The 16,303-nt window shown below is 56.7% G+C and carries 12 protein-coding genes; 6 read left to right on the top strand and 6 right to left on the bottom strand.

Annotated features, from left to right (window positions below):
• Together glgA and glgC are read right to left on the bottom strand one after the other, a co-directional pair.
• Positions 1-1,467, bottom strand: a complete 1,467-nt coding sequence (gene glgA, locus B150_RS0118325; protein WP_020401412.1) for a glycogen synthase GlgA — start codon at positions 1,465-1,467, stop codon at positions 1-3.
• Entirely contained in the window at positions 1,467-2,732 is a 1,266-nt protein-coding gene (glgC, locus tag B150_RS0118320; protein WP_020401411.1) for a glucose-1-phosphate adenylyltransferase, read from the bottom strand. The genes glgA and glgC overlap by 1 nt, the downstream gene beginning before the upstream one ends.
• Positions 2,733-2,986: 254 nt before the next feature.
• Here glgC and B150_RS0118315 point away from each other — a divergent pair, with 254 nt between their 5' ends.
• On the top strand, positions 2,987-5,410 hold the full coding sequence (locus B150_RS0118315) for a glycogen/starch/alpha-glucan phosphorylase (protein ID WP_155860143.1): 2,424 nt from the start codon (positions 2,987-2,989) through the stop codon (positions 5,408-5,410).
• On the top strand, positions 5,400-7,625 hold the full coding sequence (glgB, locus tag B150_RS0118310) for a 1,4-alpha-glucan branching protein GlgB (RefSeq protein ID WP_020401409.1): 2,226 nt from the start codon (positions 5,400-5,402) through the stop codon (positions 7,623-7,625). The genes B150_RS0118315 and glgB overlap by 11 nt, the downstream gene beginning before the upstream one ends.
• Before the next feature lie 4 nt (positions 7,626-7,629).
• Here the strand turns inward: glgB and B150_RS22770 are convergent, their stop codons facing one another.
• Together B150_RS22770 and B150_RS0118295 are read right to left on the bottom strand one after the other, a co-directional pair.
• Complete coding sequence (locus tag B150_RS22770; RefSeq protein WP_081611535.1) at positions 7,630-9,999, bottom strand: ATP-binding protein; 2,370 nt, start codon at positions 9,997-9,999, stop codon at positions 7,630-7,632.
• 91 nt (positions 10,000-10,090) lie between these two features.
• Positions 10,091-11,254: a type III PLP-dependent enzyme gene (locus B150_RS0118295; RefSeq protein WP_020401406.1), complete on the bottom strand. Its 1,164-nt coding sequence runs from the start codon at positions 11,252-11,254 to the stop codon at positions 10,091-10,093.
• A 223-nt stretch (positions 11,255-11,477) separates the two neighbouring features.
• Between B150_RS0118295 and B150_RS0118290 the strand changes: the two genes are divergently transcribed.
• The 3 genes from B150_RS0118290 (at position 11,478) to B150_RS22765 (ending at position 13,420) form a co-directional block, all read left to right on the top strand.
• The gene (locus B150_RS0118290; RefSeq protein WP_020401405.1) at positions 11,478-12,104 is read left to right on the top strand and encodes a glutathione S-transferase family protein; all 627 of its coding nucleotides are present in this window, start codon (positions 11,478-11,480) and stop codon (positions 12,102-12,104) included.
• 81 nt (positions 12,105-12,185) lie between these two features.
• Complete coding sequence (locus B150_RS21855) at positions 12,186-12,557, top strand: hypothetical protein (protein WP_020401404.1); 372 nt, start codon at positions 12,186-12,188, stop codon at positions 12,555-12,557.
• A gap of 92 nt (positions 12,558-12,649) precedes the next feature.
• Positions 12,650-13,420, top strand: coding sequence for a substrate-binding periplasmic protein (locus B150_RS22765; RefSeq protein WP_081611534.1), 771 nt, complete (start codon positions 12,650-12,652; stop codon positions 13,418-13,420).
• On the opposite strand, the gene B150_RS0118275 is transcribed toward B150_RS22765, so the two are convergent.
• Complete coding sequence (locus B150_RS0118275) at positions 13,410-14,345, bottom strand: bifunctional helix-turn-helix transcriptional regulator/GNAT family N-acetyltransferase (protein ID WP_020401402.1); 936 nt, start codon at positions 14,343-14,345, stop codon at positions 13,410-13,412. The two genes, B150_RS22765 and B150_RS0118275, sit on opposite strands and share 11 nt — an antisense overlap.
• 122 nt (positions 14,346-14,467) lie before the next feature.
• On the opposite strand from B150_RS0118275, the gene B150_RS0118270 reads away from it, so the two are divergent.
• The gene (locus tag B150_RS0118270; RefSeq protein ID WP_020401401.1) at positions 14,468-14,842 is read left to right on the top strand and encodes a hypothetical protein; all 375 of its coding nucleotides are present in this window, start codon (positions 14,468-14,470) and stop codon (positions 14,840-14,842) included.
• Between the two features lie 3 nt (positions 14,843-14,845).
• Here B150_RS0118270 and rimO read toward each other — a convergent pair whose 3' ends face one another.
• Positions 14,846-16,204 carry a 30S ribosomal protein S12 methylthiotransferase RimO gene (gene rimO, locus B150_RS0118265; RefSeq protein WP_020401400.1) on the bottom strand — a complete coding sequence of 453 codons (1,359 nt, stop codon included), beginning with the start codon at positions 16,202-16,204 and terminating at the stop codon, positions 14,846-14,848.
• Between the last annotated feature and the right edge of the window lie 99 nt (positions 16,205-16,303).

The following is a 16,303-nucleotide window of genomic DNA, read 5'->3' as shown; positions in this document are numbered from 1 at the left end:
CTATGCTGCTGCGCTCTTGAGGCGGGTGTATATGGAGGCATAGTCCTTGGCCGGAAGCGCCCAGCTTACATCCTGTTTCATCGCGCGTTGCCTGAGTGCGGCGAACACCGCCGGGTCACGGTAGAGTGAGAAAAAGCGGTCAATTGCGCCGGTGAGCATATCGAAATTGACTGGCGAGAACTGAACGCCGTTTCCGGCCCCAGCCATTAGCGCAGCCTCATTCGCGTCCACGATGGTGTCAGCAAGACCGCCCACGCGGGCCACGATCGGTACCGTGCCGTAGCGCAGCGCACAAAGCTGGGTCAGGCCGCAGGGCTCAAACCGGGAGGGCACAAAAATGGCGTCCGCGCCAGCCTGAAGGCGGTGGGCGAGCGGCTCGTCATAGCCGATACGCACGCCGACTGCGCCTTTGTATTTGATCGCCGCATTCTGGAACACACCCTCAAGCGACTTTTCGCCCGAGCCAAGCACCGCAAGCTGTCCACCATTCCCGGCAATATGCGGTATCGCACCCGCGAGAAGGTCGAGGCCCTTTTGTTCGGTCAGCCGGCTCACGACACAAAACAGGGGTGCGTCCGGGTTTTCTTCAAGTCCAAATTCCCGCTGCAGTGCCGCCTTGTTTTTGGCTTTGCCAGCGAGCGCGCGTGCGCTGAAACTGTGCGGCAACGCATCATCGCTGGCCGGGTCCCAGATCAGGGTGTCAATGCCGTTGCGGATGCCGGACAATTTGTTGTTGCGGCTTTTGAGCAGGCCGCCAAGGCCCATGCCGCCGTCGTCGGTCTGTATCTCGAACGCATAAGTGGGGCTCACGGTTGTGACCCAGTCGCTATAGACAATGCCTGCCTTGAGAAAGCTTACCTGATCCCAATACTCGAAGCCTTCTGGCGAAAACATGGTGGCTGGCAGGCCAAGGCTCGCGAACGCGGCCTTCGGGAACAAGCCCTGGAACGCGAGGTTGTGAATGGTGAACACGGTTTTGACGGCGGTGTTACCCGCGGCTTTCAGGTAGGCGGCCGTAAGACCCGCCTGCCAGTCATGGGCGTGCAGCACATCGGCAGTGAACTTGTCACTGATATTGCCGGCGGCAAGCTCGGCCCCTGCGTAGGCGAGGGCGGCAAAACGGCGGAAATTATCGGCTCTGTCCTTGCCATCTGGTCCCTGATAGGGGTTCCCCTCCACGTCAAAAAGGTGCGGGGCGTCCAGCAGGAAGAGTTTGAGGCCGTTGGATGACGTCGCCTTATAGATCGTGGCGCTGCCGCCAAACAGGTCTTCCAGATCGGCGAACTTGCGGCGTGATGCCGCCGCGGCTTTCACTGCTGGGAAGGCGGGCAGCAGCACATGGGCATCAAATCCTTCAGTGCTGAGCGCAAGTGGCAGCGCGCCAATCACATCGGCGAGGCCACCGGTTTTGATCAGCGGGAAACACTCAGAGGCAACAAAAAGAACGCGGCTTGGCCTTGGGGCCATTAGTCAAGCTCCAGTTGGTCGATCATTCGTTGGGTGATGAGGCAAATGCCTTTTTCCGTACGGCGGAAACGGCGTGCATCCTCTTCCGGGTCTTCGCCCACAACAAGCCCGCGCGGTATTTGAACGCCACGGTCGATTACACAGTTCGCGAGCCGCGCACCCCGGGCGATGTTGGCATAGGGCAGGGCAACGACTTTCGACAGCCGACTGTAGGAATGTGTGTGCACGCCGGTGAACAGGAGCGAGCTTTCAATATGGGTGCCGGATACGATACACCCACCCGCCACAAGCGAGCTGATTGCGGCACCCCGCCTACCGTCCTGGTCGTGGATGAATTTCGCGGGTGGCGTGATCTCGGCATAGGTCCAGATCGGCCACTCGCGGTCATAGAGATTAAGGCCCGGTTCAATGGTGGCGAGATCAAGGTTCGCTTCCCAGTAACTGTCTACTGTTCCAACGTCGCGCCAGTAGGCTTCACCGCCCGGCACGCTGCGGATGCAGGATTTGGTGAAGCGGTGTGCGAAGACCTTGGCGTGCTCCACTAGGTAAGGGATGATGTCCTTGCCAAAATCGCGGGAGGAATTGGGATCGGCCGCGTCGCGCCGCAACTGTTCAAACAGAAACTCGGTCTCAAACACATAAATGCCCATGGACGCAAGACATGCACCCGGCTTGCCCGGAATGGTTGGCGGGTTTTCAGGTTTTTCGAGGAAGGCGGTGACATAGTCATCGTCATCAACATGCATGACGCCAAAGCCCTTGGCTTCCTCGGGCGTTACCTCAAGGCAGCCGATGGTGACATCCGCGCCCGAGTTCACATGCTCCTCGAGCATCATCTCATAGTCCATTTTATAGACATGGTCGCCCGCGAGGATGACCATGAATTTGGGTGCATATGATTCGATGATGTCGATGTTCTGGAATACGGCGTCGGCAGTGCCTTCGTACCACTGGGTCTCGGACACACGCTGGCTTGCGGGTAGGATGTCGAAGCTTTCGTTCCGTTCCGCGCGGTAGAAGTTCCAGCCGCGCTGCAGGTGTTTGATCAGGCTGTGCGCCTTGTATTGTGTCGCGACACCGATGCGGCGAATGCCTGAATTCATGGCATTCGAGAGCGCGAAATCAATGATCCGGCTTTTGCCGCCAAAATAGACCGCGGGTTTTGCCCGTTTGTCTGTGAGTTCCTTGAGGCGGCTGCCCCGCCCTCCGGCAAGGACATAAGCCATGGTGTGGCGGGCATAGGGCGCGGATACTGTTGTTTTCAAGACATGTCCCCCGATATTCGAGTGTTGCGGTCGGTGTCTGGGCTTGTAACACTCTTGCAAAACCGCAATCGATTGCGCAATAAAAGAATCGTAAACTGTGTCGAATGTTTCGAAATTTGTTTCACGCGAAACTTGCGCGGCTGTGTAAACCGGATGTCACAAATTGGCTTTTACTCTTCTGCTATTACCAATGACATGCTGTCCTCCCTCTACTGCGACAAGGCTAAAATAATATGACAACCTCAGACAATACCATGCCCAAGACGTCTGCCTCTGCTGTCCCGCTGGGAGATGCAGTCGAGCGCCATCTGGTCTATTCCGTTGGCAAGGATCAATCCCACGCGGTGGCCCGTGACTGGTGTGTTGCACTGTCATTGGCGATTCGGGACCGAATGGTCGACGGCTGGATGGAAACCACCCGCCGTATCTATAAATCAAAACAAAAACGCGTTTACTACCTGTCGATGGAATTCATGATCGGTCGGCTGCTAGAAGACGCGATTGCGAATATGGGCCTAACGGAAGACGCCAAGGTCTTCTTTGACAGTATTGGCTACAAGCTTGGTGATATCCTGACGTCGGAGCCTGATCCGGCGCTGGGTAACGGTGGCCTTGGTCGCCTTGCCGCGTGTTTCATGGACTCCATGGCCACGGTCGGCGTGGCAGGCATCGGCTACGGTATCCGCTACGAGCACGGCATTTTCCGCCAAAGCTTTCAGGACGGCTGGCAGCTCGAGGAGCCGGAAGACTGGCTCATCTTCGGGAACGCGTGGGAGTTTCACCGGCCGGAAGTCGAATATTCGGTTGAATTTGGCGGCGCTGTGCACCGGGACCAAAACGGCAAGATGGTCTGGACACCGTCAGAGCGTATCCTAGCAGGCGCGTTTGATACGCCCATCGCCGGTTGGGGCGGCAAGCATGTGAATACGCTCCGCCTCTGGTCAGCCCGTTCGGCTGAGGTGCTCAATTTGCACCAGTTCAACCAGGGGCACTTCATGGCGGCGTCGCAGCAGCAGATCCTCGCGGAGACGATCACCAAGGTGCTCTATCCGGGTGACCACACCGCTGAAGGGCGCGAGCTTAGGCTCAAGCAAGAGGTGTTTTTCACCTCCGCCAGCTTGCAGGACATCCTGCGGCGCTTCCTGCTCGACAACAAAGATTTGGCCGATTTGCCGAAGCATGTTGCGGTGCAGATGAACGACACACACCCGGCGATTGCTGTGCCGGAACTTGTCCGCCTGCTCGTTGACAAATATGGCATGGAGTTTGTGCGCTCGTTCGAAATCGCGCGCGCCACGCTTCACTATACCAACCACACGCTGCTGCCCGAAGCGCTAGAGAAATGGCCGCTGGAGCTGTTTGAACGCTGCCTGCCGCGCCACCTGCAAATCATCCGTGAGATCGACAATCTGTTCACCGCGGAAGTGGGCGCCAAGTTTGACGGCAAGAATCTCGACCCGATGAAAGTGATTGACCCTCACCACGGCGGCTGGGTGCGCATGGGCAATCTTGCATTCATTGGCTCAAGCCATGTGAACGGTGTGTCGGCCCTGCATACGGAACTGATGAAAAAGACCGTGTTCAAGGACCTGCATGAGATTTATCCGGACCGTATTCTCAATCAGACCAACGGCATCACGCCGCGGCGCTGGCTACTGGAATGCAACCCGCTGCTCGCAGACCTGATCACCGAGACAATCGGCGACAAGTGGATTGAGAACCTGGAGAATATTTCAGATCTCGCGGCTTACGCGGACGACAAGGCCTTCCGCAAAAAGTTCGCGGGTGTGAAAGCTGAGAACAAGGTGCGACTGGCAGCCTTCATTGAGAAGCAGACGGGCATCAAGGTCAACCCGACCGCCATGTTCGATGTTCAGATCAAACGCATCCACGAATACAAGCGCCAGCTTCTGAACGCGCTTGAAACCATGGCGCTCTATCAGGCGATCAAGGAAAATCCGGACGCGGGTTGGCAGCCACGGGTGAAGATTTTTGCTGGTAAAGCGGCGCCCAGCTATACGCTCGCCAAGCTTATCATCAAGCTCATCAACGATGTGTCGGTGAAGGTGAATAATGACGAAGAGGTGGGCGACCTCCTCAAGGTCGTGTTCCTGCCGAACTATAATGTCTCCGCCGCCGAGGAACTGATCCCCGGCGCCGACCTGTCGGAGCAGATTTCAACCGCAGGCTTTGAAGCCTCAGGCACCGGCAACATGAAGTTTGCGCTCAATGGTGCACTCACGGTCGGCACGCTCGACGGCGCCAACGTGGAGATCAAGGAACATGTGGGGGATGAGAATATCTTCATCTTCGGCATGGAAGCGGATGAGGTGGCGCAGCGCCAGCAACAGGGCTGCCAGCCATGGATTACGGTTTCGGAAACCCCGCGCTTGCAGGATGTGGTCAAACACATCTCGTCCGGTTTCTACTCAAACGGGGACACCGAACGGTTCGCGGGCATCGTGGACAACATCCTCGCCCACGACTATTTCCAGGTAACGCCTGATTTCGCTGCCTACTGGGACATCCAGCGCCGCATTGATGAGGAATTCAAGGACGTGGACAACTGGCACCGTAAAGCCATTTTGAACACCGCCAATATGGGCTGGTTCTCGGCAGACCGTACAATCCGCGGTTACGCGCGCGATATTTGGAAAGCCCTGCCGGATGGCGCGTAAGGCGGATGCGGCGACGATGTCGCCAACCTTGAACCAGGATGAACTTGAGGCGCTGGCGCGCGGGCGCCACGCCGAGCCCTTTGCCTGCCTTGGTCGCCACCCTTATGAGGGTGGCACGATTATCCGGTCCTTTGTGCCGGGCGCTGAGACGATGGAGGTGTGCACCAGAAGTGGGTCCACCTCGCTTGTAAAACTGCGCCGTATTCATGACGCCGGTATTTTTGAGGGGCAACTTGCGCCGTCAAAAGCCAAAGGGGGCTACCGCCTGAAAGTTGGCGCGCACGGCAACAGCTGGTTTTATGACGACCCCTACCAATATGGCCCTACAGTCGGCGACCTAGACCTACATCTGCTGTCGGAAGGTACACACGAGCGCGTCTTCACCTGCCTTGGTGCGCATGTGTGCGAGCATGAGGGAATTGCAGGTACACGCTTTGCGGTGTGGGCGCCGGGGGCATCACGCGTGGCGCTGGTGGGTGACTTTAACCACTGGAACAGCGCACAACATGTGATGCGGTGCCGCGGCGCCAGCGGTGTCTGGGAGCTGTTCATCCCCGGGATTGGCGACGGCGCGCACTATAAATTCTGCATTTTTGACGGTGGCGGAAAACAATTGCCGCTGAAGGCTGACCCCTTTGCGTTCGGGACGGAATACCGACCCAATACGGCATCTGTCGTGCGCGCATTGGACGGCTACGGTTGGAACGACAGTGGCTGGATGGCTGACCGCGGTGCGCGGCAGAATATCCACGCGCCGATGTCCATCTATGAGGTGCATCTGGGTTCGTGGATGCGAACCTGGAACGCAGAAAACCCGTTCATGGGGTATGCTGAGCTTGCCGAGCGCCTGATCCCCTACGTCAAGGATATGGGTTTCACCCACATCGAGCTGATGCCGGTGACGGAACACCCGTTCGATGGCTCATGGGGCTATCAGCCGGTGGGGCTATATTCGCCCACGCGTCGCTTTGGCACACCGAAAGAGTTCAAGGCTTTCATTGACGCCTGCCACAAGGCGGAAATTGGTGTCATCCTTGATTGGGTGCCGGGGCATTTCCCAGCGGATGATCATGGCCTTGTAAAGTTTGATGGCACGCATCTTTTTGAGCATGCCGACCCGCGCAAGGGCTTCCATCCTGACTGGAATACGCTGATCTTCAATTTCGGCCGCCGGGAGGTGGCAAACTATCTGATATCGAACGCGCATTTCTGGCTCGAAGAATATCATCTTGATGGCCTGCGCGTGGATGCGGTCGCCTCCATGCTCTACCTCGACTATAGCCGGAAAGAGGGTGAATGGATCCCGAACGAACATGGCGGCAACGAAAACTATGACGCCATTGCCATGCTGCGCGGCATGAATGAGCGCGCCTACGGCCTCAATGACGGGATCATTACGGTTGCGGAAGAATCCACGGCTTTCCCCAAAATTTCAACCCCTGTCTATGATGGTGGCCTCGGCTTTGGCTTCAAGTGGAACATGGGCTGGATGAATGACACGCTTGATTATATGTCGCATGAGCCCGTGCACAGGAAGCATCATCACCACCAGCTTACCTTCGGTATCCAGTATGCCTTTTCCGAAAACTATATCCTGCCGCTGAGCCATGATGAGGTGGTGCACGGTAAAGGCTCACTGATTGGCCGCATGCCCGGTGACCGCTGGCAAAAATTCGCCAATCTGCGGGCCTATTTCGGTTTCATGTGGACCCATCCGGGTAAGAAGCTCCTGTTCATGGGTGGCGAGTTTGCGCAGGAACGTGAGTGGGACGCTGACAGCAGCCTGGACTGGCATCTGCTTGAAAATGCAGACCACAAAAATATCCAGAACCTTGTACGTGACCTCAACCGCCTATACCGCGACACGCCAGCCCTACACCGCAAGGACTGTGAGCCGGACGGCTTTCAGTGGGTGGATGGCGGCGCATCGCAGGACAATATCATCTCCTTCCTGCGCAAGGGCGGGGTGAACAGGCCATGCCTTGTGGTGTGCAACTTCTCACCCGTTGTGCGGCATAGCTACCGTGTCGGGTTCCCGTACCGTGGTTTCTGGGCTGAGAAGCTGAACACGGATTCGCATTTTTACGGTGGTTCAGATGTTGGCAACGGTGGCGGTGTTGAGGCGGAATCAGTGCCGTGGCACATCCAGCCCTATTCAGCGCTGATCACGGTGCCGCCACTCGCGACCGTCGTGTTCCAATATTCGCCGCGCTGATATTTCAGTTCAGCCACTTTGCCAAGGTGGCATAAAGCTCATCCGGCTTGAACGGCTTGGGGATATGGTCGTTCATGCCGGCCTTCATGCACAGCTCGCGGTCTTTTTCTGAAACATTGGCGGTCATCGCAATGATCGGGACCTGTTTGCTGATGTCGGTCTCACGCAGCTTGGCTGCCGCTGCGGTGCCATCAAGGCCTGGCATTTGCAGGTCCATCAGGATGGCATCGTAGCGGGTTGCTGACGCGCGTGACACGGCCTCAAGGCCATCTTCCGCGACATCTGTTTTGATACCTGCCGCATCAAGAAGCTTGAGCGCGATCATGCGGTTGACCGGGTTATCCTCTGCCAGAAGGATGTGCGCGCCTTTAAGCGAAACGCTTGCGCCTGCAGGCTCGCCATTAGTCTGGGCCTGCTGAGGCGCGTTTGCCTCAGGGAGGTCGAGCAGCAGGTTGAACTTGAACGTACTGCCAACGCCCGGCGTGCTTTCAACGCTGATGTGGCCATCCATCATTTCAACAAGTTGTTTGCAGATGGCGAGGCCAAGGCCTGTGCCACCATAGCGGCGCGCTATTGTCTCATCCGCTTGCGAGAAGGATTGGAACAGGCGGCCTTTCTCCTCCTCGGTCATGCCGATGCCGGTGTCCGTCACGGCGCAGTTAAGGAAGGCCTTTCCATCGGTGCGGTCGGTGCATGAGACCGTGATGGTAACCGACCCACGCTCAGTAAATTTCACCGCGTTGTTGGCGAGATTGATGATGATCTGGCTCAGGCGGGTTGGATCGCCGTATAGTTTGCGCGGCAATGCGTCCAGCCCGCGAATATCGAGGGCGAGGCCTTTTTCCAGCATGCGTGGTTCGACGATGGTGCGGGCTACTTCAAAAACAGCGGCTGGGTTGAAAGCGGTGCGCTCAAGGTCCAGCTTGCCGGCTTCGATTTTCGAGAAGTCGAGGATATCGTTGATGAGTGCGAGCAGGATATCGCCCGATGCCTTGATGTTCCCCACATAGCTGCGCTGCTTGTCATTCAGGTCTGTCGTGGCAGTCAGTTCACTGAGGCCGATGATGGCGTTGAGCGGTGTGCGGATTTCGTGGCTCATGCGGGCGAGGAAATTGGACTTTGCCTCGTTTGCGGCTTTTGCTTCCTGCGTGGCGATTTGCGCGGCGTCCCGCTCACGCCGGATTTGCGAAATACGGTCAGCGATACCAAGGGACAGGATGACGGTCTCAAGCGCCATTCCAATGGGCATGGCAAATTCAGTAAGGGCACTGTGTGGGATGACATCAAGCCCGCGCAGGATGCGGATGGTCACGCCAAAAACCGGCAATAGCCAACCGGCTGCATAAAACACTGCTGACCGACTTCCGCGCGGGATGGCAATGATAAGCGAAATGAGGATGACGAGAATGCCGCCCAGCGCCAGCAGGTTGAAGGCGAGGTCAATAGTGTCGGCATGCCAACCGCGTGCGGTCACATAAAGGATCGAGCAGAGCACAAACGGCACGCCGGCCCATACGATGAAACGGTTCCACCAGTTCGGGAATATGCCCTTCTCGATGAAAGCGCTGAGGAACAGTAGTCCGCTTATACCGTTCAAACCAAGTGCCAGAATAGTGATATTCATCTGCTGCCCGACCGTAAGCACACCGGGCATGAAATAGGCAAACACGCCGTAGGCCATCACCGTGTAGACAAAAATGGAAAATACAAACAGGCAATACTGCAGGTGAAACCCGAAGCGGAGCGTAGTGGCGAGCGAGATGTTATAGAGCAGCATGGCGAAAAGCCCGCCGATGATCAGGCTGATGATCAGGTGCCCGGTAACTTCGCGCTGCTGCCAGTCGGTCGCTTTGACAAAATTTAGCTGCCGGAACAGCTTGATGGAGGAGGGGTTGTCGAGACCGAGGTAGATATGTTCAACAGCGCTCTCCCGCGCGGGCGCATCAAAGGTCACGAAGTTTCCGACTGACCAGTGTTTGTCGAAATCATAGGGCCCGAGATCATAGCCGACCGCTGTGCCATCAGAATACTGGAAGCGTACGGTTGCGCCTTCAACCCAGTGGCGGAATAGCACGAGTTTATACTCGGTGCCGATCTCCGGGCTAAGTTCTGCAGTGTCGATGGATAGCCATACAGTTTCATGGGAAGGCGCGGGCATGCCATCACATTTCTGCGCTTCGGCCATCTGCTGCAGATTCGGATACTCATCCTGAGTTTCTGAATAAAAATAGCAGGCTTCGCCCAGAAGGTTTACCGGTGGCTTGATAATGGGGTAGGGAACCGCGATCAGAAAGACCGCAAAAGCGAGGAAAACCGGCATGACAAACAGCCATGCCGGTGAAATTCTAGCGTTCGTATCCGCTGCGTACCCCATCTCGCCCCAAGTATTCCGACTTCAATCCAGCCTCACTATGACGCAGATTTCGCTGAGGGCAAGCGTGAGTATTGTAAGAGTTACGCTTTGATTAGATATAATAGGCCTTAAGTGGCGGAAAACCGTTGAATTCGATGGCGCTATAACTTGTTGTATAGGCACCGGTCGAGAACCAGTAGAGACGGTCGCCAATCGCGAGATTAAGCGGAAGCGGCACCTTGGTGTCTTCATACATGATATCCGCGCTGTCACAGGTTGGGCCCGCAATGATGGTGTCTTCCATCTCGCCGTGCTTTTCCGTGTAGATAGGATATTTGATGGCTTCGTCCATGGTTTCGATCAAGCCGGAGAATTTGCCTACGTCGGTAAAGAGCCAGCGGTGCAGCGATATGCGTGCCTTGCGCGAGATCAGCACCACTTCACTGACAAGGATACCGGCGTTGGCGACGAGCGAACGGCCGGGCTCCAGAATGATCTCCGGCATGTCGTCGCCAAAATCTTCCTTGAGGAAGCGTGTGATTTCGTCTGCATAGGTTTGCAGGTCATGCGCGCGTGTCACATAGTTGCCGGGGAAACCGCCGCCCATATTGACCATCTTGAGCTTGATGCCGTCTTCGTCACGCAGGCGTTCGAAGATGTTGGTCACTTTGGCAATAGCTGCATCCCAGGCACCGATGTCGCGCTGTTGCGAGCCGACGTGGAAGGAAATGCCGTAAGGCTCAAGACCGAGGTCGCGCGCCATGACCATCAGGTCCATCGCCATGTCGTTCTGGCAGCCGAACTTGCGGCTGAGCGGCCAGTCGGCTGTGTGCGTGCCTTCGGTCAGCACGCGAGCGTAAATCTTGGAGCCCGGTGCCGCTTTGGCGATGTTGCGAAGGTCGGCTTCCGAGTCTGTTGCGAAAAGGCGTACACCCTTCTCGTAGAAATAGCGGATGTCGCGCGATTTCTTGATGGTGTTGCCATAGCTGATGCGGTCAGGGCTGACGCCAAGGCCGAGCACGCGGTCCAGTTCATAAACAGAGGCGATATCGAAATTGGCACCCTTGTCCCGAAGAAGCGAAATCACTTCCGGTGCCGGGTTTGCTTTTACAGCGTAGTATACCTTGGCAATCGGGAAGGCATTGACCAGTTCATCATAGGCTTTGTCGATTACCTTCGTATCGACGACGAGGAACGGCGTTTCGTGCTGGTCCGCGACGGCTTTGATGCGGTCAAAAGTTTCTTGCGGATAGTAATCCTCAATTGCAATAGTCATTGTGAATTAGGCCCCTTGTTCGGTCTTGCCGGTCGTATTGGGCGTGTCGCCCCTCAAGGGAGCAACCTAGCACAAACCCCGCAGTTGCCCCAACCGGATTTCGGATATCAGCTAATATCATGAAAAGATATGGCCATATGTGGGCGCCTTGCATTTTTGGTTTTGCAGGCTAGCTTACGCCTTGGCCCCGCAGCTATCAGACCTCAGCAGAGGAAGGTATTTTATGATCAGAATTCATCACCTGAACCATTCCCGTTCGCAGCGTATTCTCTGGTTTCTGGAGGAGCTTGGCCTCGACTATGAGATCGTTTTTTATACGCGTGACAGCGAAACACGTCTGGCGCCGCCAGAGCTGAAGGGTGTGCATCCCTTGGGCAAATCCCCCGTGCTGGAGGACGGTGATGTGAAAATTGCCGAGTCTGCTGCCATCGTCGACTATCTTGTGCGCACGTACGGCGGCGGACGCTTTGGCCCAGCAGCGGATGAAGCGGGTTACACGACCTATAACGAGTGGCTCCACTATGCTGAAGGCTCAGCCGTGCTGCCGCTTATCCTGAGCCTTTATGTTCGGCGGCTGGGCGACGCAGGTGCACCACTGCAGCCGCGTATTGCCGGGGAAATTGGCAACAACCTCGCCTACATGGCGTCCTCGCTTGGCGATAAGGCATTTTTTGTCGGCGACAGCCTGACGGGGGCTGACATCATGCTCACCTTCATTCTGGAGGCGGCGAGCCTTGGCGGTGCGCTTGAGCATTTCCCCAATTTGAAAGCCTATCTCGGCCGCATGCAGGCGCGCGACGCCTATAAAAAGGCGATTGAGAAGGGCGGCCCCTACCAACTGGGTGCATGATGCCCCTGCGGCACCGAGTCCCATTCTGTTGAGGGACATCAGGGCGTAGGCTTTGCGTATGACACATGCAAGGCCTCGCCCATGAATACATACTTTCTTTCAGGTTCCGCTGTGACGGCGGTCATTTGTTTTATTCACTGCTGGTTCGGTGGCAAGTTTGTCGCCGAGCCGCTCTTGAAAGCGCGCGACCTGCACGAAGTGCCCAAATATACCAACTATTATTGCTGGCATATGGTGTCCATCATGCTCGCGGTGATGAGTGGCGCCTACCTTTGGGCGGGCCTGCGTGCGGACGCCATGGAACTTGGCGTTCTGGCGTTTGCCTTGTCGGTCGCCTTCTGTGTATGGAGCCTGGTGCTGGTGACTTGGAAGAAACAAAGCTTCCGAGAGCTGCCACAGTGGTCTTTGTTTGCGGTCGCTGCGGCCCTCGGGGGGCTTGGGCTGGCGCTTTGATATCTCCTTGAAAACTAGCCAATTTGTTAATACTTCGTTCGCAATCCTCCTTTACTATCAATAGTGTTGCAGATGATGGACAAAGGTGTTGTATGGCGCGAATGTGGACGACAGCGGCAGTATTGGCGGCCTTATGGCTTGGCGCGTCATGCTCCACTGCCCATTCAGCGGAGTTGACCGTTTATACGGAACACTACCCCCCATACAATTTCATTGGGAAGGACGGCACGGTCGAAGGTGTCTCAACAGCGCGTGTGCGCAAGGTACTGGATGCAGCGGGCCTCGATTATGAAATTGTGCTCCTACCCTGGAGCCGGGCTGTGCTTTTCGCCACAAGCCGTGACAATACGCTGATCTATACCATCACCCGCACGCCGGAGCGCGAAGTCAGCTATGACTGGCTGGTACCCTTGGCGCAGCCACATTTCTATTTATATGCCCGCGCAGATGACTACCGTGACATTACGGACAGTGATCTCAGGGCCGGGAAATATACCGCAGCTTGTGTCAGTGGCGACCTGAGCTGTGATATTCTTGGCTGGGCAGGTGTCCCGCCGCAGAATGTAACCACGATCACCGATAGTGGTACGGGGGATTTCCGACTGGTTCTGGCAGGCCGGGCTGACCTCTATGTGAGTTCGGCGGCTGCCAATGTACGATTGCGACAATCCGAAGGTTTCAGGCCTGATGTCACCAAGCCTGTGCGGGCGGTTGGCGGCACGGTTGGATTCTATCTAGCGGCGGGGCGGCAGGTATCTCCCGAAGTGCGCAAGGCAATTCGGGAGAGTTATGAGCGACTGCTTGAGGCGGGCGAATATAATGAGATCAGCGCCGAAGAGGTCTCTGACCCGTCTAATCCCTGAGGGTTAATTCCCAGTCCTGCAATATATGACCTTCGCCGTATTGGTTCGTGGCTTCCTCACCAACGAGGGTGAAGCCTGCCTTCTCATAAATACGCCGCGCAGTGTGCAGTACCGAGTTAGTAGACAGCACTACTTTTTTGTACCCAACGCTCTGCGCGAACGCGAGGCACTCGCCAATCATGCGCTGGCCTAGACCAAGCCCTCGTGCGGCTTTGGTCAGAAGGAACAGCCGCAAACGCGCCACACCGTCGGCCTCGCGAACAAGCACAATGCTGCCCACACGCTCACCATCAATCTCCGCAATCCAGCAGCGTTCGCAAGATGCGTCGTAACACTCCAGAAAATCGGTCACGATCCGGGCAACGAGCGCTTCGAACTGAGCGTTGAATGCGTATTCCGTCGAGTAAATCTCGCCGTGGGCCTGCACAACCCAGCCAAGGTCGCCAGGGCGGTGGGTGCGGATGACAGCGGTCTTGAGCGGCGAAGTGCCTTCCCCAAGAACCGCTTCAATATGCTTCATGGAGGCAATGAGCGAACGCTGCGTGTCCTCGTCTACATCTTCAAGGCGCGCTGCAACATCCTCGTTTGCCATATCGGCCAGTGATTTTGCCTCTGCGCGCCCAGCGTCGGTGAGGGTGAGGATCATGCTCCGGCCGTCATGTGGGCTGCGTTCCCGCGTGACCAGCCCTGCATCCTCGAGTTTCTTCAAGGTACGGCTCAGGTAGCCAGGGTCCAAGGAGAGACTGGTGGTAAGGTCTTTCGCCGCAAGGCCAGACGTTTGCGCGAGCTCATAGATAATGCGGCATTCCACGAGGGAATAATCGCTCCGCAGCATATGGCGGCGCAGGAAACCAAATTCCCGCGTATAGAAGCGGTTGAACTTGCGAACAGAGAGAACAGTGTTGCTAGGCGCGATATCGTGCATAGGGTATCCTTTTTTTGACATTAACAATTAAATATTTGCTTTTGTCAAATAAATATGTGCGACACTTCTCCCTCTCACGGCCCTACGGCTTTCGCTGTACGGTGGAGGAAGGAGGAACCAGAATGAACGTTTATTTCTTTGGGGCGGCGTTGCTTGCGGCAGCGGGGACAGCCATCCATGTCGTGGCGGGCCGCATGAAATTTGAGGCAATCATTCTGGACGCACCCGGACTGAATGCACGCGTCAAAACCATCCTGCATGCGTGCTGGCATGCCGTCAGTATATTGCTCGCCATGATTGGTGCGGGGTTTCTGTGGGCAGCGTTTGACCAGAATGTCCTGCTGCTCGGAATGGCGGCTACGGTGGTTGGCGCGGGGATGGGCATGTGCACAGCCTATATGGTTGTGCGTCACAAACAGCGCCCGATGGATTTCTGGCCCTGGAGCTTGTTCTGGTTGATGGCGGTATTGGGCGCCGTTGGCACAGCGGCAGCTTAAGGCTTACCAGTCCCAGTCGTCGTCGGCTTCTTCGCCGGCGATCACATGCCCATGCAGGTCATAGTCATCACTTTCGGTGATCAGTGCCATGACCATGTCACCGGGGTTCAGGTCCGTCGCGCCCTCAAGGTGGACTTGACCGTCAATCTCTGGTGCGTCCGCGTATGTGCGGCCGATGGCACCTTCCTCGGTGACCTCGTCAATCAGGACAGCCATCTCAAGGCCGACCCGCTCCTGCAGTTTTGCAGCGGAAATCTCTTGCTGCACAGCCATGAAGCGTTCCCAGCGTTCCTGTTTCAGTTCCTCTGGTACCGGGTTTGGCAACGCATTTGCAGCAGCGCCGTCAACGGGCTCATATTTGAAACAGCCAACACGGTCGAGCTTCGCTTCGCGCATCCAGTCGAGCAGGTAATCGAAGTCCGCTTCTGTCTCACCGGGGAAACCAACGATGAAGGTGGAGCGAAGTACGATTTCCGGCACAATCTTGCGCCAGTTCTCGATACGCTCCAGCACCTTGGCCTCATTCGCTGGGCGGCGCATGGCTCGCAGTACGCTCGGGCTCGCATGCTGGAACGGGATATCGAGGTACGGCAGGATTTTACCTTCCGCCATAAGCGGCATCACATCGTCAACATGCGGATAGGGGTAGACATAATGCATGCGTACCCAGACATCGAGCTCACCCAGTTCGCGGGCGAGGTCGGTCATGTGCGCACGCACGTCGCGGTCTTTCCACTTTTCCGTTTGGTAGCGCAGGTCCAGGCCGTAGGCCGATGTGTCCTGACTGATGACCAGCAGTTCCTGCGTGCCTGCCTCAACAAGCTTCTCCGCCTCGCGCAGCACGGCGCGAATGGGGCGGGAGACAAGGTCGCCACGCAAGCTCGGGATAATGCAGAATTTGCAGCGGTGGTTGCAGCCCTCTGAAATCTTGAGGTAGCTATAGTGCCGCGGGGTGAGGCGCAAGCCAGCCTCGGGCACCAGGTGCACATAGGGGTCATGCGGCTGGGGTGCGGCCTTGTGCACCTCGCTCACCACCTGCTCATACTGGTGCGGGCCGGTGACAGCCAGTACACCCGGCACAACTTCGCGTACAGCACCTTCGTCCACACCAAGGCAGCCGGTCACGATCACACGGCCATTTTCGTTCATGGCTTCTTTGATCGCGCTGAAGCTTTCTTCTTTCGCGCTATCGATAAAGCCACAGGTGTTCACCACCACAACATCCGCGCCCTCATATTCGGCAGAGATTTCATAACCTTCCGACCGAAGCTTGGTGAGAATGCGTTCGCTATCCACCAGCGCCTTGGGGCAACCGAGGGAGACAAAACCGACTTTGGATGTATGGTTCGCGTGTGTGCTCATGGGCGCGGCTTATACAGCCGGAATGGGCAAAAATCCAGCGAGAAACGCTATGCCGAGTCTGCCCATGTCTCTGAATAGAAGGACGTCCACACCGGCATG

The organism is Kordiimonas gwangyangensis DSM 19435 = JCM 12864, from assembly GCF_000375545.1.
GTDB classification, from domain to species: Bacteria; Pseudomonadota; Alphaproteobacteria; order Sphingomonadales; family Kordiimonadaceae; genus Kordiimonas; species Kordiimonas gwangyangensis.
The sequence above is the reverse complement of the archived record's forward strand: the minus strand, read 5'-3'. Positions and strand labels throughout refer to the sequence as shown.

Excerpts from the sequence above, each read along its gene's own strand:
- glgA (WP_020401412.1), bottom strand. The coding sequence starts at position 1,467 with ATGGCCCCAAGGCCAAGCCGCGTTCTTTTTGTTGCCTCTGAGTGTTTC.
- B150_RS0118315 (WP_155860143.1), top strand. The coding sequence starts at position 2,987 with ATGCCCAAGACGTCTGCCTCTGCTGTCCCGCTGGGAGATGCAGTCGAG.
- glgB (WP_020401409.1), top strand. The coding sequence starts at position 5,400 with ATGGCGCGTAAGGCGGATGCGGCGACGATGTCGCCAACCTTGAACCAG.
- B150_RS22770 (WP_081611535.1), bottom strand. The coding sequence starts at position 9,999 with ATGGGGTACGCAGCGGATACGAACGCTAGAATTTCACCGGCATGGCTG.
- B150_RS0118295 (WP_020401406.1), bottom strand. The coding sequence starts at position 11,254 with ATGACTATTGCAATTGAGGATTACTATCCGCAAGAAACTTTTGACCGC.
- B150_RS0118290 (WP_020401405.1), top strand. The coding sequence starts at position 11,478 with ATGATCAGAATTCATCACCTGAACCATTCCCGTTCGCAGCGTATTCTC.
- B150_RS21855 (WP_020401404.1), top strand. The coding sequence starts at position 12,186 with ATGAATACATACTTTCTTTCAGGTTCCGCTGTGACGGCGGTCATTTGT.
- B150_RS22765 (WP_081611534.1), top strand. The coding sequence starts at position 12,650 with ATGGCGCGAATGTGGACGACAGCGGCAGTATTGGCGGCCTTATGGCTT.
- B150_RS0118275 (WP_020401402.1), bottom strand. The coding sequence starts at position 14,345 with ATGCACGATATCGCGCCTAGCAACACTGTTCTCTCTGTTCGCAAGTTC.
- B150_RS0118270 (WP_020401401.1), top strand. The coding sequence starts at position 14,468 with ATGAACGTTTATTTCTTTGGGGCGGCGTTGCTTGCGGCAGCGGGGACA.
- rimO (WP_020401400.1), bottom strand. The coding sequence starts at position 16,204 with ATGAGCACACACGCGAACCATACATCCAAAGTCGGTTTTGTCTCCCTC.